Annotated in this window: 17 protein-coding genes, 1 rRNA gene and 2 pseudogenes; 6 read left to right on the top strand and 14 right to left on the bottom strand. The window is 34.8% G+C overall.

Going from position 1 to position 20,777, the window contains the following annotated elements; all coding sequences use genetic code 11:
- Positions 1–69: 69 nt before the first annotated feature.
- The 5 genes from AAGD66_RS05555 to AAGD66_RS05575 form a co-directional block, all read right to left on the bottom strand.
- Positions 70–1,359, bottom strand: coding sequence for a sugar phosphate nucleotidyltransferase (locus AAGD66_RS05555; RefSeq protein ID WP_155969127.1), 1,290 nt, complete (start codon positions 1,357–1,359; stop codon positions 70–72).
- Between the two features lie 112 nt (positions 1,360–1,471).
- Positions 1,472–2,716 (bottom strand): hypothetical protein, encoded by a 1,245-nt coding sequence (locus tag AAGD66_RS05560; protein WP_155969125.1) that lies wholly within the window; start codon positions 2,714–2,716, stop codon positions 1,472–1,474.
- 84 nt (positions 2,717–2,800) lie between these two features.
- On the bottom strand, positions 2,801–3,157 hold the full coding sequence (gene sdhD, locus AAGD66_RS05565; protein ID WP_010963113.1) for a succinate dehydrogenase, hydrophobic membrane anchor protein: 357 nt from the start codon (positions 3,155–3,157) through the stop codon (positions 2,801–2,803).
- Positions 3,154–3,531 carry a succinate dehydrogenase, cytochrome b556 subunit gene (gene sdhC / locus AAGD66_RS05570; protein WP_007548462.1) on the bottom strand — a complete coding sequence of 126 codons (378 nt, stop codon included), beginning with the start codon at positions 3,529–3,531 and terminating at the stop codon, positions 3,154–3,156. Before sdhC ends, sdhD begins: the two co-directional genes overlap by 4 nt.
- Before the next feature lie 99 nt (positions 3,532–3,630).
- Positions 3,631–5,135, bottom strand: a 16S ribosomal RNA gene (locus AAGD66_RS05575).
- Between the two features lie 154 nt (positions 5,136–5,289).
- Here AAGD66_RS05575 and AAGD66_RS05580 point away from each other — a divergent pair.
- Positions 5,290–5,904: a hypothetical protein gene (locus AAGD66_RS05580; RefSeq protein ID WP_264707467.1), complete on the top strand. Its 615-nt coding sequence runs from the start codon at positions 5,290–5,292 to the stop codon at positions 5,902–5,904.
- A gap of 982 nt (positions 5,905–6,886) precedes the next feature.
- Here AAGD66_RS05580 and AAGD66_RS05585 read toward each other — a convergent pair.
- From AAGD66_RS05585 to AAGD66_RS05595, 3 genes are all read right to left on the bottom strand, one after another.
- Positions 6,887–7,738, bottom strand: a complete 852-nt coding sequence (locus AAGD66_RS05585) for a ParB/RepB/Spo0J family partition protein (RefSeq protein ID WP_182321205.1) — start codon at positions 7,736–7,738, stop codon at positions 6,887–6,889.
- Complete coding sequence (locus AAGD66_RS05590; protein WP_006280226.1) at positions 7,735–8,577, bottom strand: ParA family protein; 843 nt, start codon at positions 8,575–8,577, stop codon at positions 7,735–7,737. The genes AAGD66_RS05585 and AAGD66_RS05590 overlap by 4 nt, the downstream gene beginning before the upstream one ends.
- Positions 8,578–8,667: 90 nt before the next feature.
- Entirely contained in the window at positions 8,668–11,151 is a 2,484-nt protein-coding gene (locus tag AAGD66_RS05595; protein WP_341814445.1) for a response regulator, read from the bottom strand.
- Positions 11,152–11,311: 160 nt separating this feature from the next.
- On the opposite strand from AAGD66_RS05595, the gene hemF reads away from it, so the two are divergent.
- Positions 11,312–12,136 carry an oxygen-dependent coproporphyrinogen oxidase gene (gene hemF / locus AAGD66_RS05600; RefSeq protein ID WP_264707465.1) on the top strand — a complete coding sequence of 275 codons (825 nt, stop codon included), beginning with the start codon at positions 11,312–11,314 and terminating at the stop codon, positions 12,134–12,136.
- A gap of 81 nt (positions 12,137–12,217) precedes the next feature.
- The gene (locus AAGD66_RS05605; protein WP_341814446.1) at positions 12,218–12,628 is read left to right on the top strand and encodes a hypothetical protein; all 411 of its coding nucleotides are present in this window, start codon (positions 12,218–12,220) and stop codon (positions 12,626–12,628) included.
- Here AAGD66_RS05605 and AAGD66_RS05610 read toward each other — a convergent pair.
- Positions 12,610–13,336: pseudogene (locus AAGD66_RS05610) on the bottom strand (IS5 family transposase). The gene AAGD66_RS05605 and the pseudogene AAGD66_RS05610 sit on opposite strands and share 19 nt — an antisense overlap.
- Positions 13,337–13,351: 15 nt before the next feature.
- On the bottom strand, positions 13,352–14,677 hold the full coding sequence (locus AAGD66_RS05615) for an IS4 family transposase (RefSeq protein ID WP_264339118.1): 1,326 nt from the start codon (positions 14,675–14,677) through the stop codon (positions 13,352–13,354).
- 193 nt (positions 14,678–14,870) lie between these two features.
- Here AAGD66_RS05615 and AAGD66_RS05620 point away from each other — a divergent pair.
- The 3 genes and pseudogenes from AAGD66_RS05620 to AAGD66_RS05630 form a co-directional block, all read left to right on the top strand.
- A pseudogene (locus tag AAGD66_RS05620) lies at positions 14,871–15,563 on the top strand (magnesium transporter MgtE N-terminal domain-containing protein); the annotation flags it as partial.
- A gap of 62 nt (positions 15,564–15,625) precedes the next feature.
- Positions 15,626–15,940 (top strand): hypothetical protein, encoded by a 315-nt coding sequence (locus AAGD66_RS05625; RefSeq protein WP_264723876.1) that lies wholly within the window; start codon positions 15,626–15,628, stop codon positions 15,938–15,940.
- Positions 15,941–16,064: 124 nt separating this feature from the next.
- The gene (locus tag AAGD66_RS05630; protein ID WP_264723875.1) at positions 16,065–16,496 is read left to right on the top strand and encodes a hypothetical protein; all 432 of its coding nucleotides are present in this window, start codon (positions 16,065–16,067) and stop codon (positions 16,494–16,496) included.
- Between the two features lie 77 nt (positions 16,497–16,573).
- Here the strand turns inward: AAGD66_RS05630 and ccmE are convergent, their stop codons facing one another.
- The 4 genes from ccmE to AAGD66_RS05650 all read right to left on the bottom strand — a co-directional run bounded on the left by ccmE (position 16,574) and on the right by AAGD66_RS05650 (position 20,774).
- The gene (gene ccmE, locus AAGD66_RS05635; protein ID WP_264723874.1) at positions 16,574–16,966 is read right to left on the bottom strand and encodes a cytochrome c maturation protein CcmE; all 393 of its coding nucleotides are present in this window, start codon (positions 16,964–16,966) and stop codon (positions 16,574–16,576) included.
- A gap of 117 nt (positions 16,967–17,083) precedes the next feature.
- A complete protein-coding gene (locus AAGD66_RS05640) occupies positions 17,084–17,953 on the bottom strand; it encodes a biotin--[acetyl-CoA-carboxylase] ligase (RefSeq protein WP_264723873.1) in 870 nt (289 codons plus the stop codon).
- A 17-nt stretch (positions 17,954–17,970) separates the two neighbouring features.
- Positions 17,971–19,335 (bottom strand): NADH-quinone oxidoreductase subunit N, encoded by a 1,365-nt coding sequence (locus tag AAGD66_RS05645; protein WP_264723872.1) that lies wholly within the window; start codon positions 19,333–19,335, stop codon positions 17,971–17,973.
- Positions 19,332–20,774, bottom strand: coding sequence for a NuoM family protein (locus AAGD66_RS05650; RefSeq protein WP_264339642.1), 1,443 nt, complete (start codon positions 20,772–20,774; stop codon positions 19,332–19,334). The genes AAGD66_RS05645 and AAGD66_RS05650 overlap by 4 nt, the downstream gene beginning before the upstream one ends.
- Positions 20,775–20,777: the final 3 nt, after the last annotated feature.

The raw sequence follows: 20,777 nt of genomic DNA on the forward strand, positions 1-20,777 counted from the left end.
ATTTGAAAACTAGAGATTTTTGCTTCCTTAAATTTAGCAGACTTATAGAGTATCTTTAACATTAGAATTTCAAAATCTTCCATATACATCATCCAACCTCACTATATCATTATCAGATAAATGCTCTCCTATCTGAAATTCAACTATTTCAAGTGGAAAGCTTGTGCTTCTATTTTCAATCCTATGGGAAACTTCCCTTGGGATTTCTATCATATGGTCTTTTACTATAGCATATTCTTTGTCGTCTAAACTAACATACCCAACTCCTGATAGTACCATATGGTATTCATCTCTATAGTGATGGAATTGCTTAGAAGTGCAGCTTAATGGATTTATAAAAAGATATTTTATGAGAAAATTTTCGCTCATTAAAATTATACTACAAAATCCCCATGGTTTAACTTCTTTCCTTATCGCCTTTACTTTCTTAACTTTATGAATAAATGAAATTAGACTTTTGTTTGGTTGCTTACAAGCTCCACCCAATAAATTTTTATTACTTTCTGTCGTTGAAACTGGTTCTTTTTCTCTAATCACATGCTGAAATGGCACCGGTTCTTTACTAAACTTCTCACTCAATTCTAAAACTGAATTCCAAGTTCCAACATCCAACCAATCGAAATTAGCTTCTATCATTGCAACGTTTTTTGCTTTCTCCATCACCAAATAATCAATGGATATGTCTTTAATTCCTGCAAAATCTTGTTGTTTTAAATATAGAAATCTCTCTTGCGGTGTGAAATGTTTAAAACATGAATTGTAAAGATTCAGGGCAGATTTTTTGATCTCATCTATGTAGCGTTTTGCTTTAAACACAAATATTCCAGAGTTCCAATAATGATCGTTACTTAACTTACGCTCGGGTTTTTCTGTAAAATCTTTCACTATATGATATTTTTCTTTCTGATCATAAACTGCATTTATATAACCGTATTCAGAATTGAATTCATTAGGCTTAACCCCAAAAGTGACTATAGAGTTAGTTTCAGAGGCTAACTTAGACGCTTTTTGAGTAGAAGCATAAAAACTATTCAAATCACCTATGAAATGATCTGAAGGCAGAATTAACATTGTCTCGTTTTCATTGCAGAGAAGCGCAGCAATTAATATTGCCGCTGCTGTTCCAATTTTCACTGGTTCGAAAATCACTTTATATTCTTGCAGTGCATGCAATTCCTCCATCACTAATGACTCGTACTGTATATTTGTAGCAATTATGGGCGGCATATAATCGCTTTTCAGCCTCAACAAAGTGTTGTGAAACATAGTGTTCTGACTAAATATTTTCTGAAATTGCTTTGGCTTAGATAAAGGCCAAAGTCTGCTACCACTACCACCACACAATATTACAGGGCGCATTTAGTTAAGATATTAATTAAATAATTAATATCTTATACTGAGGGCAAAATACATGCAAGTTTTTGTTGTGGAATAGTTAATAAAGAAAGTAAATGTTGATTTAAAGTAATTGCTAATGAGAGTGATCATGTGTAGCGCCTTGCCCTTGCTGTGAATTTCTTCTATTTTGTAATTCCTCAACATGACCTTTTCTTTTATCACTTAATATTTCATTACCCTTATTTTGTTCTTCCTCAGGACTCTTTAGTATTTCATTACTCTTGCTAACTTCTTTATCATTCCCTTGTTTCTTTGGCCTTCTAGCGTTAAGCTCATCCCATGTGCCCACTATACTAAGTGGCTTATGATCCTTTTGCCCTGGCTTTAGCCTTTCTCCACCCTTAATAACATTAAAGTCACTTTTTGCTTCTTCCCAACATCCTTTCAATTGGTGTTTCCACATAGTGAAGTAAGCATCACCATATTTTTTCTCATTTGCTACAAACAATAAAATTGGAGCCTTAAGTATGGTAGCTCCCATATCCACTAAATTTTTTACTGCCGCTGCAGGAGTGAATAAAAGATAACCAAAAGACTTTGCAATTGGGTTTTGTTTGCTTATTAAATGCTCCCCTAACTTTATAGGAAGAGAAGTCAACAATTTAGTACAAACTTTAGCCAAGCTTGTAGCAAAAACGATAGGAACAGATATAAGACTTTTATCTAGCTCTAAATTACCATTCTGATCTCTAATTTCTGAAAAATGGGTGCTTAGCTTTTTGTAATCACTAGTGTATAATAATTCTCCATTTCTTCCTTTTTCATCAACAACTTCCTGAACTTTACCTTCTTTATTTTTTACCTCTTTAGTTAGCACAGAAGAGTTAGTTAATTCAAACGGATATTGAGGATCTTTAGTTTTTTCAGCTTCAAAAATTGGCACGTGTTTTTTCAAATCCATTCTCGAAAAGCCTAATGGCTCAAAATATGACTTATGCAACTCATTTATCGGAATTTGCTTACCCTGATTGTCTATGTAATTGATAGTAAAATAAGATCTATCATTATCTTTATCTTTGGTAACTAAAGATAATCTGAAACTTGGTTGTTCTCCATTCTCATCTTTTTGACCATACAAAAGTTTATAGGTTGGATTTTTATCTTTATCTAGTATAGCATTTCCATGCATATCCCTGTTTTCTATGATTTTAGCAGACTGTACAATTTGATCATAATTTTTTGGATACTGGCATTTCCTTCCATCATACATCATTACCTTTCTAAGGTCTTCGACGTAAACTTGAGATTCAGGTGAAGTAAGCAGACCTTTTGCTTTAAGTGTAAGATCTATTGCTCCCTTTTTTAATGCTTCAAACATATTGTCAAACCAAAATCGCTATAATGCTATAGTTCAATAATAAAACTAGTACACTAATAATATATTAACACAGCACCGGTGATTTTACAAGAAAATATGCCTGTAGAAGATAAAGATTGTAAAAGCGAGGGTTATATAAGTAATGCTTGATAAGTACTTTATGCATGTAATTGTAAAAATCCTCAAAGGTACGCTGTGTATATAATCTTCGCATACTACCTGCATTCCAAGAACTGCGTGCCAAAAAATGCAAAACAACAATACAACAAAAAATAAAAGCTCTAGAGGGTGATTAATAAATTTTTCACTAAAAGACAAAGAGCTATCAGTATAAAATGTGCAAGAAAATGAATAGATAAACCAAGGAAACAGGAACAGTAAAATTACCGCAGAAACACGCTGAACCCACCAATGATGTACTGAATTTCCAGACTGACTCATATAAACATAAATAAAAAAGCCATAGTAGAAAGAAGTAGCGTTACTGTCAGCAGTATAGCACTCCTTGAAACGCCAGTAATTTCTAAATTAAGCCCAGCATCCCACAATAAATGACGAATACCATTAAGAAAATGATATACAAAACTTATAAAACATAAGACATAAGCTAATTTAGCAACAGGAGTGAATAATAATGCATTTAAGTACCTTACTATAAGTAACTCAGGAAAGTAAACATGTAATATGAAATACCAAGAAAGTATCATTAATAAAAGGAATAGCAAGATACCAGTCAATCTATGCATAATAGAGAAAAAACTAGTAACTTGTACTTTATATATTTGTAAATGTGGAGAAAGAGGTCTATCACTCATAAAATCCGTTATCGGGAAATTAAAATAAAGTAGAAGTAAAGACAGCAGTATAGCACATAACAACACCATCATTAAAAATGGTAAATTATGTGCAAAGCCTAAGGAGGTAATCCAGCTGCAGATTCCCCTACTGCTACCTTGTTACGACTTCACCCCAGTCACCGATCCCACTTTAAATAACTCCCTCCTTGCGGTTAGGTCGTTAGCTTCGAGTGAAACCAATTCCCATGGCGTGACGGGCAGTGTGTACAAGACCCGAGAACGTATTCACCGTGGCGTGCTGATCCACGATTACTAGCGATTCCAACTTCATGCACTCGAGTTGCAGAGTACAATCCGAACTGAGATGGCTTTTAAGGGATTAGCTTAGCCTCGCGACTTTGCAGCCCATTGTAGCCACCATTGTAGCACGTGTGTAGCCCACTCCATAAGGGCCATGATGACTTGACATCATCCCCACCTTCCTCCAGTTTATCACTGGCAGTTTCCTTAAAGTCCCCAGCATTACCTGATGGTAACTAAGGATGAGGGTTGCGCTCGTTGCGGGACTTAACCCAACATCTCACGACACGAGCTGACGACAGCCATGCAACACCTGTGTGAAACCCGGCCGAACCGACCCTATCCCTTCGAATAGGTATAATTTCCATGTCAAGGAGTGGTAAGGTTTTTCGCGTTGCATCGAATTAAACCACATGCTCCACCGCTTGTGCGGGTCCCCGTCAATTCCTTTGAGTTTTAATCTTGCGACCGTAGTCCCCAGGCGGAATGTTTAACGCGTTAGCTGTAATACAGAAAGTAAAACTTCCCATATTTAACATTCATCGTTTACAGCGTGGACTACCAGGGTATCTAATCCTGTTTGCTCCCCACGCCTTCGCGCCTCAGCGTCAGATTTGAACCAGATAGACGCCTTCGCCACTGGTGTTCCTCCTAATATTTACGAATTTCACCTCTACACTAGGAATTCCTCTATCCTCTTTCAATCTCTAGATTAGCAGTTTTAAAAGCAATTCCAAGGTTGAGCCTTGGGATTTCACTTTTAACTTACTAATCCGCCTACGCGCCCTTTACGCCCAATAATTCCGAATAACGCTAGCCCTCTCCGTATTACCGCGGCTGCTGGCACGGAGTTAGCCAGGACTTCTTCTGTGAGTACCGTCATTATCTTCCTCACTAAAAGAGCTTTACAACCCAAAGGCCTTCTTCACTCATGCGGCATGGCTGGATCAGGCTTTCGCCCATTGTCCAATATTCCCCACTGCTGCCTCCCGTAGGAGTCTGGACCGTATCTCAGTTCCAGTGTGGCTGATCATCCTCTCAGATCAGCTATAGATCATTGCCTTGGTAGGCTATTACTCCACCAACTAGCTAATCTAATATAGGCTCATCTAATAGCAATAAATTTTTCCCCCGTAGGGCGTATACGGTATTAGTTGCCGTTTCCAACAATTATTCCGTACTACTAGGTAGATTCCTATACATTACTCACCCGTCTGCCACTAAGTTATACTATAGCAAGCTACAATATAACTCCGTTCGACTTGCATGTGTTAGGCCTGCCGCCAGCGTTCATTCTGAGCCAGGATCAAACTCTCAAATTTAGACTTCAACCTATAAAAGGTTGACGGTACATCGGATAAATCCGACAAAAAAATAATTTAGCTTAATACTGCTGTCTTTATTTCTACTTTAGAAATATTTTAATCTCCAACTATTCAAACAACTTTGAGAACATTATTATGTGATATAATCACTATGTCAATATGTTTTTGCAAATCAAAAGCATTAATGTATAAATATATAACTATTTGGAATATTACCATGAAAAAATACATCTTTCTGCTTGCACTCGCGCCAATGTTAGTTGGCATCACATTATACTTATTGCGCAACATTGATAACACAAAACAATCTATAACTGCAGGTGACAAGTTTTACGAAGTATTATTCTTAAAAAAAGATAATAAGCCGCTGCTAGAAGAAATAGATTCAAATTGGGAGTATTTAGCAAATTTTGAACGCGCATTCAATCATATCTCAGATTCAATGCCAACAGACACAGCATCTATTTATAATGATTTGGCAGATGATAAAGATGCTCCTGATGTTTTTCGTGAGTTAGCACAATATTTAGAAGTAATGAGCTTACTTCACTCCAACGGTGAAAAAATAAATAAAGACAAAATTGATAATTTAGAATCAAGCACAGTATACCCTTATTCAAGCCAAGAAGCCATCGCTATAGTAAAGATACACAATAACGACGTTAAGGGTGCAACTGAAATATTACGTTCCCTATTAAATGATAGAAAATGCCCTATCCTAATCAAAGCTAATGCACAAGAATTACTCAGGATATATGGGAGTTAACTCATTAGACTTTTTACATAGCTTTTGGCAGCGCATTGGATGAAACGAAAAACTTCCTTGACAAGCCTCGCCAGCTCCCTTATCATGATAGTGAAGCTATTGTATTTGCTTTCGCCAATCTGCAGATTAAAAGGTAAGGATTACTTAATGTATCGGCGTCTTATGTTCAATTTTTTGCAGTATATAGATACTGTATGTCTTTACAAAACTTCATCTACATCTAGATTTTTATCTAAATAAGCTGAACGCGCTTATAAAGCGTTACAAGACATCAAAAAATGCCAATACTCGACAGAGATAGTAAAAGACTAGCTAACTCGGGGATTCTTTGTCTTTTTTTCTGCTTAGTAAATTTCTTAAACATTTGCAGCGTAAGTTAGTTGCAATTAAAAGCAGCTTAATCTTGCTTGTCAAGCGTTTAAAACATAAAAAACGCCAATATTTTAAAGCGGATAATAACCCCAGGGCTTCTTTTGCCTTTTTTTTCATTTGGTAAATTTCTTAATATTTATGGCTAAACGACAATCGTCATCCCGCTACTTGTTAGCGGGATCTAGAGATACCGCGGATGAATCGCGGTATGACGTGTTGAAACAATCCGATAAGCGTAAACCTCGTCATCCCGCTGCTTGTTAGCGGGATCTAGAGATACCGCGAATGAATCGCGGTATGAGGGACTGCTGTTATTCCAGTGCTCCTTTTTTTGTCATCCGAGTAGCTGACACTGGGATCTATTTTGCATGTAACTCCAATTGTGTTTTGGCATAAAACGCGACGCGTATTAGACTTATTTGCAAGCAAAGCTTGCTAGATCCCAGTGTCAAGCACTGGGATGACAGGAGAAGGCACTGGGATGACAGGGGAGGGAGGCTACTTGCATGACACCGAAGGGGCTACTGCCCTCTTGGATGGAAACCAGTGTCAGCTACTTTCATGACACCAACAGTTGATATTGGTTTGTTGCTTTACTGGCAGCTACTAGCTATGCCTCAAGTTTCCTATTCAAAACTTTCAATATTAGATCCAATTCATTTGAATTATTATACCGTATCATAACTTTACCCTTAGAATTGTTGTCATTAATTTTGATCTTTAAACCAAGTTGAGAAGATATAGCGCCTTCTATTACCGTCATATCTTGATTTCTAGTATATTTCTGCTCTTTTTGGTTGTTGCCTTGATGCAAATCTTTTATCAATTTTTCAGTTTGTCTAACGCTTAAGCCTTGAGAAACTATTCTTTCTGCAATACCTTCAGCATTTTCAACATTAATCAACGCTCTTGCATGACCCATAGATAGTTTTTTTTCGTTGATCATTGTTTTCACCCTACAGGGAAGTGACAACATCCGAATCATATTGGTTATGTGGCTGCGGCTTTTGCCTATAGCTGAAGCTAATTCCTCATGTGTATAGAAAAACTCATCTATCAGTTTCTTATACGCTTCACCTTCTTCTATTGGATTAATATCTTGTCTTTGTATGTTTTCAATTATGGATACTTCCAAGCATTCCTTGTCGCTCAGATCTTTTATGATAACCGGTGCACTATTAAGATTTGCAATCTTGCTTGCTCGCCAACGACGTTCCCCGGCTATTATTTCATAACCGTCATCATTTGAATCTTTGCGTACCACGATAGGCTGTATAATGCCACTTTTCTTTATCGAATTTGCAAGTTCTCTTAATGACTCCTCGTCAAAATGTTTCCTCGGTTGAAATTTGCTTGGGTGCAGTAATGAAATAGGCAAATGCTCTTGTCGATCTTCTTTATTATCATAATTATCGCCTATGAGGCCGGCAAGACCTCTGCCGAGGCGTCTATCATCCTTCATACTACGCCCTCGCTTACTAGTTTCTTCTCCTTACAACTGCTCGCGTGCTTTTTTAAAATTTCCCTTGCCAAACTTATATATGCTTGTGCACCAGGACACTTAAGATCATACACAATAGCAGGTTTTCCATGAGAAGGCGCTTCTGATAACCGTACGTTACGTGGAATAACAGTCTCATACAATGGGATGATAGTTTTGTATACTTTATCATTTAAATACTGGCAAATATCGTTTTTAATCTGTTCACTGAGTTTGTTACGCCTGTCATACATTGTTAACACTATCCCTTCTATTGCCAAAAAAGGGTTTAGGTTATTCCTTTTTATCAGCTCTACAGTTTTAACTAAATGGCTTAATCCTTCCAGAGCAAAAAATTCACACTGAAGAGGGACAATAATAGAATTAGCAGCAGTCAAAGCATTTATGGTTAGAAGCCCAAGTGATGGAGGGCAATCGATGATTATATACTCATAATTATCGCGTATCTTCTCTAATGCGCTTTTTAGCACAAATTTTCCTCGCTCAAGTTGCGATAATTCAATTTCTGCAGCTGATAAATCAACTACTGACGAAATTAGTGATAAATTTGGAATTTCCTTTATATTGAAAATTGCCGATTCTATCAATTTATTTTCGCTGCTTAGTAGTATTTTGTATATATTTTTTTCTTCCCTACTACGATAAGAAATCCCGAGCCCGGTGCTAGCATTTCCTTGAGGATCAAGATCTACCAATAAAGTGCTTTTTCCCACAGCAGCAAAGGCTGTCGATAAATTTATACTAGTTGTGGTTTTGCCAACTCCACCCTTTTGATTTACTATTGCAATAATCTTGCTCACGCCTTTTATCTTATGTATAAAATAATTCTATTGTATATATGCAAGAAACTTTTGCATTAGAAAATTTTTTTGTTGTTAACCACACTAAAATTAGACTGTCTTTTTTGCTTTGTGTAACACACTTTGAACCTTGTTTCCTAATTCATTCAGAGTGAATGGTTTTGGCAAAAAGTGAAAATCTTCTATATTGATGTCATCACTCTTTAAAAAAGCATCTTCTGCATACCCAGAAATAAAAATAACGTTGATATTTGGCCTATGGATCAATGCTTCTTTAACTATTTCTGGGCCGCTCACCTCTGGCATGATTACATCAGTGATTATAAGATCTATGTGTTGACTTTTTTTACTGATTATTTCTAGCGCCTCGCTGCCTATGCTTGCTTCTATTACATCAAATCCTTTCCTTTTTAGTGCTTTAGCAATGAATTCCCTTACTGAATCTTCATCTTCAATCAATAAAATTATACCTTTACCTTTAATTTCACTTACTACCGGTCTTTCTATTTCTTCACTATCTTCCTCTCTCAGATTTTCATCTGATATGTAAACCATGGGCAAAAATATGCTAAATTTAGTTCCATGATTTACTTTGCTAGCAACATAGATGTATCCTTCAGTTTGTTTAATAATGCCATATACAGTAGAGAGGCCAAGACCTGTACCAGAGGTAATATCTTTGGTAGAAAAAAATGGGTCAAATACCTTTCCAATTGTATCACTTGTCATTCCACATCCAGTATCAATTACTTCAATCACAACATAATTTCCATGTTCGATCGTTTCCTTGTCTGGAGAAAACATATCCTGAGATGTAGAATTTAATGAGTCAATCTTTTGATTAAAGGTTCGTATAGTTAATTCCCCGCCCTTTTCCATAGCAGCACTAGCATTGACTGCTAAGTTAAGTATAACTTGCTCTAATTGCCCTTGATCAGCCCTAACAGCACCCAAGTCTCTACCATAATAAATGTTAAATTTTATATTTTCACCTATTAATCTTTTTATCATTTCATAAAGATTAGCTATAGTTCTATTTACATCAATAATTTTTGGCTGCAAGGTCTGTCTTCTTGAAAAAGCAAGCAATTGTCTTACTAAATTTGATCCACGCTTTGCATTTTGCTGTATCTGTATTATATCTCCAAAAGATCGATCACCAGCTGAATGCTGGAGTAAAAGCAAATCGCAAAATCCTATTATCCCAGTCAATATATTGTTGAAATCATGCGCAATACCACCTGCTAACTGCCCTATAGCTTGCATCTTTTGATAATGCTCAAGCTTTATCTCTAGGTTTTTGTGTTCAGTATTGTCAATAAAATAACAAAGTATGAAGATCATTTTATTATGAAGAAACTTATTGAAATATATTTTTATGTTATTACCGCCGTTGAGCTGTACATCAAAAGACGCATTATTTATTCTATTACTCGAAAAATATTCACGTATTTTCACATGATAACTATCCAATATCAACGTAAAGATTGAATTATTATCTGACCCTGCAAGCTTTATTAGTGCCGTATTTTTCTTTACAAAGTTGCCGTTTATGTCACATTGTGCAATAGCAATTGATGAATTTGCAAAACAAGGGTGTAATTGATAATCAACAATATTTGATTCGGTTGGTGTTATAAAGCCATATATATAGCTATGGTTGTATTTATCACAAAATATAGCAGTGCTCATATAAGCCTTGAATGGAATACCACTTATAGTAAAAAACAAAATTTCATTATCGGTTGTTGTATTGTTATATTTAGATTGAGATATAAAATCACTGATTGAGCTACCTTTTTCCAGTTTTTTTAGTTCAAATATGTCTAAAAATCTTTTATTTACAGATAAAATCACCCCTTTGGCATTTGCAATGTAAGTTCCTATGCTGTGTTTTTCTATTAACTCTTCATATATCTGCTCCTTGTTTATCTGTGTTGCTTTTAATACAAAATACCCATCTGGCCTTGCTATTGGCACTAATGATAAATTTAAAATCTTATTACTATTTATAGCAATTTGGGGATTATCTGGTATCGGCTCAAAGAGCAAAAGAAAGTTAGATACTCTATTCTTCTTGTTTAAGGAAATGCATACCTGTACAGAAGAGTTATTTTTTAGTGCATGATAGAGTACTTTTTTGTCTGCTTCTGAAACATCTCCTATTTCAAGAATCTTGCCTAACGTAATGTCATTATCTATTATATGATCTTTAAACCTTTCGTAGAACCTTGCATCAGCATAAATAACACCCTCATCTTTATGTAAAATAAGGCAAAATTCTGTATTATGATTTAGTGCATTTGCAAATATTGCATTTTGAAATTCTATAGTATTAAGTAGGTATCTGTAGCGTTTTACATTATATATCATAAAGAGAGTTGTTAGAATGCTAACTAATAAATTAATCTCTATATTAATATGCTGACTATATATATCAAAAAAGTAGAGTATCGATATTGCTACTGAAGGTAAGAGCATAATAACTGCCATCACAACAATTGACATTCCATAATTTCTTAGTATGAAGTCAACCCTGTTCTCTTTTTTGTTATCTATGTATCTTTTATTCATTATTGTTACTTGGCATTGTTGTACATACGAAAATGTTCTATTATATTGATTTAATTATTATAGATTTATTAACGTCTTTGATAGATAATTACCATCCAAATCTAATTAAGTTCCTTAAGTATCAGATATAACAATGTTAATAAGCTAGTAAGAGGATATTATGGAAAAACAAAAAACACAAGCACTTAAATGGTTCTGTGCACTAAGAGATAAGATCATAGAATCTTTCTTATCAATTGAAAAACAATCATCCGCAGAACCAAAGATCGAAAAGAGAAAGTGGGATCGCCCAGGTGGTGGAGGTGGTGAATCTACAATTATTTTTGGTAATGTTTTTGAAAAAGTTGGAGTAAACGTTTCAAAAGTACACGGAAAATTTGCAGATTCAGCCATTAATGAGATTCCTGGTGCAAGTGAAAGTAACGGAGAGTTTTGGGCAAGCGGTATATCTTTAGTGTCTCATATGCAATCGCCCCTTATCCCTGCAGCACATATGAACACAAGGCTGATATATACTTCAAAACAATGGTTTGGTGGAGGAATGGATTTTACGCCAATATATAAAAATGAAGAAGATTGCAAGTATATCCATGAATCAATCAAAATGACATGTGATAGATTTGACACCGGATATTATCCAAAATTTAAAGAGCAATGTGACAATTATTTTTTCTTACAACACAGAAAAGAGCCACGTGGTATTGGTGGCATTTTCTATGATAATCTGAGTTCTGGCAACTGGGAAAACGATTTTGAGTTCACAAAAGCAGTAGGTGAAGCCTTTTTGGAAATTTATTCGCACGTCATACGTAAACATATGCAAAAATCTTGGACAAAAGAACAACGAGAAAATCAATTAATAAAACGTGGCAGATATGTAGAATTCAATCTGTTATACGATCGTGGCACAAGGTTTGGTTTAATGACTGACGGCAATCCAGATGCAATTATGATGTCAATGCCACCACTTGTTAAGTGGTTATAGAGAGCTGCTATTAGTAGAAAATAAATCATCATAGTTTAAAATTGTACCATGGTAGTGAGCTTTTATATAGGGGGTATAATCATGGGCATAATAGATAATTTTTTAATTAAATCTGTCAAAAACAATGACATAAAAGGTGTTAAACTGACTCTAATGCTCTATGATGCATTAAATAGTTTTAGAAAATTCTTTTCAAAGACTATGTCTTTCAAGAATACAGGATCATTTGATATAAATAATAATCAAGCTTTAAATCAGGCTTTAGGACATGCTACAGATCACAAAATAATGGAATTGCTGATTAATCGTGGAGCTGATATCCACTCAATAGATGAGAATGGAAAGAATGTTATAATTCGTGTTATTGAGAGTTTAGCAGAATCAAAAAATCTAAAATTGGATAGTGAGAAAAACTTACCAGCAGAGATAATTCTTCACCCCACAGTTTCCTTTTTACTAGGCAGTGTCGACATTTATTTTAACCAAAGATAAATGCCAGCAATGTGAACAAAAGACAGAAAAGCTATGGCCAATTTGTCGTAGCGTGTAGCAACTCTGCGGAAGTGCTTGATTTTGTTGAACATCCTTTCGATTAAGTTTCTCTCTTTATACAATTCTTTGTCATATTCTCTTGGTGTTTTTCTGTTGGAACGCGGTGGGATTACTGGCTCAGCATTTACAGCTTCTGCAGCCTCAATCATATAATTTGCGTCATACCCTTTATCGGCAATAAGTGCCTCCATGTTCTTGCCTTCTATCAGGTCTAAAGCTTTTACGTAATCCGATCTTTGCCCTGCAGTAACAAAGAATCTCAGTGGGTTGCCCAAAGCATCACAAGCAGCGTGTAATTTGCTTGAAAATCCTCCTTTGCACCGTCCCAGCTCTTGTTCTTGTCTACCAGTTTCCACATTTTTTTCTTGCACCAGCAGCATGTTGATGTGCCCTGATTATTGTTGAGTCTATCATGAGCCACTCTGTGTCTCCATTAACAGCTAATGTGTTGAAAATCATCTGCCAAACACCAGATTTTGCCCACCTTATAAAACGTTTATGTACACTTGACCATTTTCCATACTCAGCCGGCAATGCTCTCCATGTTGCTCCTGTTCTACCTATCCACATTATTGCAGCTACGAATCTCCTGTTATCTTTTGCGCTTCTTCCTCTATCTCCTTCCTTACCTGGCAGACTGTTTTTTATTCCATACGCGTCAAGTTAAGAGATTGTGAGCAAATTTAGAGAGGTTAAAGTGGATACTCTAGCCCTTCTACGTTTGTCTTTTAATGAAAATCGCGACCAAGTTATAGTGAGTTTTTTAAGAAATGCTTTTAAACTATTAATTTTGGTTAATACTAAAAATAACTCTCTAACCCGCCTTTTTAGCTCAATAAATGCCTTTGTTAAGCTAAGTTCTGTATTCTTTTTCACTTCTGTGCAACCAACTATGCCGTGAAATATAAGAATTGCGCACAATTTAGCATATAGTTCACATAATACTCTGCATGGCTTTCCTTTTAGCTTATCAAGCCTGATATGGCTTTTATACAATTTAAATAATAACTCAATTTGCCACCTTACTCTGTAAATCGTTAATACTTGCTCAGCACTAATTTTATTTTCTGGAACATTAGTTATAAATATTGACCAGTTCAACAATTTTTGATTTCTTTTAGAGGATGTATATCCCTGCGATCTTGCTAATCTATTAGCTTTCCTTCTTCTGGCCATAGACTGTTCTTCAGTTAGTTTCTGACATATAATTCTTACTCTAATTTTTGCTTCTTTTCCTAACAATACCTCGTTTTCTAAAAATAACTTATCCTCTAAACATTCTAATAACTCCATTTTTTGATTTGTTTCTACATCATATATGTTGGTATCGGATTTATAACGACTTATGAAATAAGCTCCTATTTCATTGATTTGTTTAAAAGAACTTGGCACAAAATAACCGAGATCAGATATTAGCAAATCATTGCTTAATATATTACTTAAATGTTTCCTATATCCCTGGTCTGATCTTACCCCCTCCGTTAAATTAAGTTGGTCTATTATCTGATTCATGTAGTCGAAAACTAATTGTAACTTTATTCCAGACTTAGTATTGCTTTCATAGCCACTGTAGCTAGTACCATAACCTTTATACATCTCTTCCATACTGTTAGGTAGAGTAATATAGCTACTGTCCAATAATTTAACACTATTAAATTGCTGTAAGATTTTGCAATCAACTTGCAAGATATTTTTAAAGAGAATCACAGATTCATTATACATCCTTTTCATAAATTCCACTGCTTCTTCAGTAAATCTAAAATCCAAACCTTGTTTTGTTATATCTATCGAGTCCTCGTTTAGTAATTGACACATTGTTTCTACGCTACAATTATCAACTCCTATATTACCCAAGACCATGGCTTTTACGAATGATGAACCTTTTAGCTTTCTCTTTCTTTTTATAAACCTTGTTGTAATTGAGATTTTCTCTGCTTTTTCATTAAAAAATTCTTTGAGCTTTTTTGATAAGCAAGTTATTTTATTCATTGGTTCTCTCACTAAAAGTATATCTGGGAGAACTTATACCTTATTATTCTATCTCTTTCATACCTTTATTTCCTTAACTTGACGCGTATGGTTTTTTATTCTCTCCCATTGCTCATCTTTTAAATCATATAGCATTCTCTTTACCTATTAATAAAGAGTACTCTATATCACTATTTTTTTATGTCGACAAGACCTAGTTAGAGACTTAAATCCAGAGCAAGTAAAAGAAATTTTACCTCACTTAAAAGTGGATCAGTTCAAAGCACTTATTAAAACTTTAAATGACGAGCAATTTACAGTGCTTGCAAAAGACTTGGCTGAGCACCACTTGACAATACTCTCCAAAGAATTAGAAGGTGATCAGTTGAAAGCTTTAGTAAATAGTCTGCAAGAAGAACAACTGAAAGACTTAGTTAATAAGCTTGATCATGAGAAACTCGAAGCAATTGCTCAGGATTTAACTGATTCTAATAAGATTCAGATTATCATTAAGTCTTTAGTTGATAATCCAGAAAAACTTCAAGCTTTTGCTCGCAATATGTCTAATGAGCAGTTTAAAGAACTTTTGGATAACGTAGGTGCAGAAGAGCTTAAAGACATCATTCACAAACTGCCTTATGAGAAAGTGACAGCTGTGATTGGTGATCTTGGCAATCAAGATCAGTCTAAAGCTATTATTGATGCGTTAAAAGAGAAGTTTGATGAACAAAACAAGAAACAAGAGGAAATGAAAGAAAAACTTGAAGAACTTAAGGAATTGCTGGAAGGTGATGATATAGTTAACCCCAATCAATTTAGCTATCAACATTCTTCTGTAGTAAATGAAGAGTATTACCTTAACAGTAATGATGCTTATACTGTTCAGGATTACTCCATATCTGTTTAGCAGATTACAGAAGATAATGAATAACATTATTTTTAATATTATTATTTAAGGAGTTAATAAATATGAGTAATTCAACAGAAGATAAAAAATTTAATGTGGAGTTAATTGAGGCACCACTAAAAGAGATAGAAGGAAAGACAGGGATGGTAAAAGTTTCCACATTTGTAGAATCAGTCAATCCCATAATAAGACATATCAATAACGTAGTAAGCAAAACCACACAGCATTTATCTACAATAAAGAAGGAAATTGGTGATGAAGATTCAGGTTTAATTGAGAAAATCGATAAATTGAGAGAAGAAGTAGATTCATTCACGGATTCTGACATAATAAACCCCAACACCTTTTTTTCTCCAGAGTTAAATCCACTAGGATAGAAAATAGCTAATAATTAGCAAAAATAAGAAAAAGTAATAGCCCACTGGGCTATTACTTTTTTCACATATCATTTCAATGTAGCTGAGTTGATTTTGAAAATTATAATTTTTTATAGGAGTTAATATGAGTGATTACAGTATGAAGGCAACAGGAAAAGACTTTGAATTAATAGGCATAATAGGCGGAGATAACTCTAGAGTAATAGATGACATAGAAGTCAAAATTAAGCCTAAATCTTTTGAGAGCAATAAAGAAAAGAATGCGTCGGTTGGCTATGTTCATAAAGTTCTAGACAAACTAGTCGAAGATTTAAACGACACATTTGTTTCTGGCTTGGATTACCAATTGAGGCTTAATGCAAACTATGTTCAGAATAAATTGAGTAAGGATTTATATGATTTAGACAAGGTAGTTATGGGTACTAATCAGAATTATGAAAGTTTGGAAAAAAACTTTAATAATCTAAGAGAAGAAGTTGAAAAATTAAAAACAGGAACGGTTAGTGATGACGACATAGATGAATGGGAAGCACCAACTCACTCTGATATATTGTAGTAGTTAGGAAAGTCACAGCTTGCTAGCAGGCTGTTACTCTCTCTACATACTATTTCAATATAGCCAGATTAAGGAATCTATTTTAAAACTTTCGGCATATAGTTCTCATCATGTTTTGCAAACACCGTATCTGCAAGAAAGGTACTGTTATCAGACATTTTACCTTGCACAACAATACCACTTTTTTCTGAAAACATTGGTGGAAGTATTCCCTGATATTTCACCATAACGCTCTTATTAAAATCTGTCATTTGAAAAATCACTTCACTTTCGTTGCGTATCACGCTATTTTCAACAACCATTCCACCAACACGGATTAGTTTTTGACTATTTGGTAAAACTATTGCCTCACTTACTGTATAGAAAAATGAGATATTTTCTTTGAGCGTTGTTAAAATAAAAAAAACTGCACAACTTAAAAAGCAGAAAATTCCTGAAGTTATAAGTAATCGCTTATGTTTCTTCTTCATTATTATCTTTCAGGCTTTCTAGAATTTTTTTACTTTTAATATAGCAAGAAATGGTAAGAATCAGTTCTCCGGTAATCAATGTAAGACTAATAAGGTAAGCAAAAATCACATACGTGTTCATAATATATCGTTAATAAATAACTCACCTGCATCAAAATAAATTAAGCTTCCATCCTTTTGCTGCAACACCAATTTACCACTTTCATCTATATCAGCAAAAATTCCTTCGTACAATTTGTCAGCTAACTTTACACTGATTTGCTCGTTCATCTTGAATGCTCTTGTGAGCCACATTTTTCTTATAGCATAAAACCCATCAAACAGCCATTGCTTTCTTAGCTTATTAAAATTTATTATTAATTTCTCTAATAGATCTATGTTAGACACAGATTCACCGTAATTGCTAATACACGTTGTTCCTGGAAGTGGTGCATGATTGACATTAATTCCAATTCCTACAATAAGCCAATTCGAATTGGATCTTTTTTCAAGCAATATTCCACTGATTTTTTTACTATCAACTAGGACATCATTTGGCCATTTATATTGAATGTTACTATCATCCATAAATGACAGTAAAGTATTCCCTACAACAAGAGCAGTCACAAAAGTCAATTCTGTTAATTTGCTGATGTCTTTAACTTGACTCGTTAAGCCTACTGTTATCCCAGTACCATCCGATGTCATCCCAGTGCTTGACACTGGGATCCATGCTTCTTGATTCCTAGATTCCAGCGTCACGCACTGGAATGACACCGAAAGCTGGCTTTCATTCAGATAATCGTTAAAGAGGTTTATCACCAAACTCGCATAGAAATTACCTTCTGGAGAAACCCAACTTTTTCCGGTGCGCCCCCTGCCTTCTGTTTGTTTATCGGCAATAATAACAGTTTCATTTGATATTCCTCTGTTAATTAAGTCCAGTGCTTTTCCATTAGTGCTTAAAACTTCTTTGTAATGATGAATATGAAAACCCTCAGGGATCACCTTGTCAGCCCTTTAGTTCAATGAGTGAGTAAAACGTACAAGAAAAGAACGAGGTTAATCAGTGAAGCCACCGAAGTGATAATGAATAGACCCTTAGAATAAGTAACCTTATTACCACTAGCTTTATCGAAATACATAGCTTTTATAATATTTAGATAATAGTAACACGATATAACACTTGCCATTACAAGGATCAAAGACAGGGTGATAAAGCCAGAATTTATTAAACTTTTGAATATAAAAAATTTAGCGATAAAACCCGCAAGTGGAGGTATTCCCGACATCGAGAGTAACAGCACAGAAAGATGAAATGCTACAATTGGGCGTTTCTTCCCTATACCAGACAAGTTTGCAATATCACAATCGTCATCGTCAATTTGTACGAGATATGAGAATAGCCCTATGCTTGTGATGATATATATCACCAGATACATTAAGGCACTATCTGTTCCTGCTTGTGTAAAAATAGAAAGTGAAGCAAATATAAAACCAATGTGACCAATTGAACTGTAAGCAAGCAGCCTTTTTAAGTTTTGCTGACGCAAAGCCTCAAAAGCTGAGATAAGCACAGACAATGCTGAAACGTATAAGAAAATAGGCTGAACATAACTTTTTACATTTACTAACTCTTCATTCATCAATCGAATTAAAAATGTTACAAGTGCAGCTTTTGGGGCCGTAGAAAAAAACGCAGTTACTATGGTAGGTGCACCTTGATAGACATCTGGAGCCCACATATGAAAAGGAGCAATAGCAAGCTTGAAACACAAACCAATAAGGATAAAAACTAACCCAAAAACTATTCCATAAGTTATCTGATGGCTTTGCAAGAATGAACCGAGCTCAGAGAAATTGACTTGTCCTGTATATCCATAAAGCAGCGACATTCCATATAGCATAATGCAGGAAGATAGTGCACTAAGTGTAAAATATTTCACTCCTGCTTCACATGAATAAGCTGAATCTTTATTAAAGCTCGCAAGAACATACAAAGATATACTCATCAACTCAAAAGCTAAATAAAAAGAAATCAGACTATTTGCTGAAACCAAAGTTATCATGCCAAATAGCGCAAAAAGAATCAGTATTGAAAATTCATATTTATAGTCATATTTTGATAAATTCAGCATCAAAAGTATTAAAATTCCTGTGCTGAGAATTAACCCTTGGGCTGACCTGATGTATAAATTGAGTTTTAACAACGAATTAAAGAGAAAAATTTCATTGTTTTCTGCCGAAATAATTAAAATAATCAAAGTTACCACTGTGCAGCCAAGTGCTAATAAGTTGATAGTTCGGCGGTTAAATATAATTCCAAGCAGTAGCAACACTAACGAGGAGATAATAGAGAACGTTTCCGGCAATATCTGTATATAATTCATAGCGCATTATATTTGACTAACAAATTTGCCATACATGGCTTCAAATAATTCAGTGCAAGGGTTGGGTAGAATCCAAGCAAAATAACAAACACTGCAAGCAGAATTAAGACAGAAAATTCTATGCTATCCAAGCGGTTATTTAATAATTTAGAATAGCTAACCCCCCATATTATTTGCTTACATAAATTCAGCATATAAACTGCGCTTAAAATAGTGCCAAGTGCGATAAATCCTGTAAAAAACCCTATGCTCTTAAACATTCCAACCATAGCCAAAAACTCACCTATGAATCCAGATGTTCCAGGTAGCCCTATTGAAGCCATTGAAAATAAAATGAACATAAAACCAAATTTTGGCATTGTGTTTACTATGCCAAAATATTTTGCAATCTCCAAAGTTCCAGTTCGAGTATATAGCATTCCAACACACAAAAATAAAGCAGCAGAAATAAGGCCATGACTAATCATTTGAAATATGCTACCCAGTACTCCTTCCTCACAAAATGAAAAGAGGCCAGCAGTAACGATCCCCATATGTGCTATTGAAGAATAAGCTATTAACTTCTTTATATCATCTTGAGCAAACGCAACTAGCGAAGCATATATCACCGCAATAATGCTCAGCACAACAACGAAATTTGAAAAATATAAACTTGCCTGAGGAAGCATTGGAATAGAAAACCTTAAAAATCCATATCCTCCCATTTTAATAAGCAAGCCAGCTAAAATCACAGATCCAGAAGTTGGTGATTGTACATGCGCATCAGGAAGCCAAGTGTGAAATGGAAACATCGGTACTTTTATTGCAAAAGAAATAAAAAATGCAATCCACAGCAATGACTGCACTTCAAGATCAAGGCTTGGCACTAATGTAGCTAATTTTTGTATATTAAACGTTCCAAAAATGTTATAGATGTAAACCAATCCAAGTAGAAATAATAATGAGCCAGTTAATGTATAAAGAAACAACTTAAACGTTGCATATACCCTGTGTTTTCCTCCCCAGATGCCAATAATAAAGAACATTGGTATTAAAACAGCTTCAAAAAACACATAAAAGCTTATAGCATTCAGTGAAACGAAAAAACCGACTACAAAACTCTCAAGCAGTAGAAACAATGCCATATAGGCTTTTAGGGTCGTATAACTCATTTTGCAGTTGTAGAGTATACAAATTACAAACAAGAAAGTTGTAAGCAGAAGGAAAAGCAACGATATACCATCTATCCCTATTCCAACATTTCTAATTGGGTAGCTGACAAACTGAAAGTCCGCATTGTTATAATCAAATTCTATACAAACTACAATGCTAAGCAAAAATGGAAGTACAGCAAAAAATAGAGCAAGGAATCTTAGGTGTATAGATTGATGATTAATCCTGATTAAGGATAAAATCAACGCTCCTATCAGTGGAAGCAAGAATATACTAAGTAACAACACCTT

The organism is Wolbachia endosymbiont (group A) of Dendrolimus pini, assembly GCF_964026835.1.
GTDB lineage: Bacteria > Pseudomonadota > Alphaproteobacteria > Rickettsiales > Anaplasmataceae > Wolbachia > Wolbachia pipientis.

Bases quoted from the DNA above. Each gene is read 5' to 3' on its own strand.
- AAGD66_RS05555 (WP_155969127.1), bottom strand. From the start codon at position 1,359: ATGCGCCCTGTAATATTGTGTGGTGGTAGTGGTAGCAGACTTTGGCCT.
- AAGD66_RS05560 (WP_155969125.1), bottom strand. From the start codon at position 2,716: ATGTTTGAAGCATTAAAAAAGGGAGCAATAGATCTTACACTTAAAGCA.
- sdhD (WP_010963113.1), bottom strand. From the start codon at position 3,157: ATGAGTCAGTCTGGAAATTCAGTACATCATTGGTGGGTTCAGCGTGTT.
- sdhC (WP_007548462.1), bottom strand. From the start codon at position 3,531: ATGAGTGATAGACCTCTTTCTCCACATTTACAAATATATAAAGTACAA.
- AAGD66_RS05580 (WP_264707467.1), top strand. From the start codon at position 5,290: ATGTCAATATGTTTTTGCAAATCAAAAGCATTAATGTATAAATATATA.
- AAGD66_RS05585 (WP_182321205.1), bottom strand. From the start codon at position 7,738: ATGAAGGATGATAGACGCCTCGGCAGAGGTCTTGCCGGCCTCATAGGC.
- AAGD66_RS05595 (WP_341814445.1), bottom strand. From the start codon at position 11,151: ATGAATAAAAGATACATAGATAACAAAAAAGAGAACAGGGTTGACTTC.
- hemF (WP_264707465.1), top strand. From the start codon at position 11,312: ATGGAAAAACAAAAAACACAAGCACTTAAATGGTTCTGTGCACTAAGA.
- AAGD66_RS05605 (WP_341814446.1), top strand. From the start codon at position 12,218: ATGGGCATAATAGATAATTTTTTAATTAAATCTGTCAAAAACAATGAC.
- AAGD66_RS05615 (WP_264339118.1), bottom strand. From the start codon at position 14,677: ATGAATAAAATAACTTGCTTATCAAAAAAGCTCAAAGAATTTTTTAAT.
- AAGD66_RS05625 (WP_264723876.1), top strand. From the start codon at position 15,626: ATGAGTAATTCAACAGAAGATAAAAAATTTAATGTGGAGTTAATTGAG.
- AAGD66_RS05630 (WP_264723875.1), top strand. From the start codon at position 16,065: ATGAGTGATTACAGTATGAAGGCAACAGGAAAAGACTTTGAATTAATA.
- ccmE (WP_264723874.1), bottom strand. From the start codon at position 16,966: ATGAAGAAGAAACATAAGCGATTACTTATAACTTCAGGAATTTTCTGC.
- AAGD66_RS05645 (WP_264723872.1), bottom strand. From the start codon at position 19,335: ATGAATTATATACAGATATTGCCGGAAACGTTCTCTATTATCTCCTCG.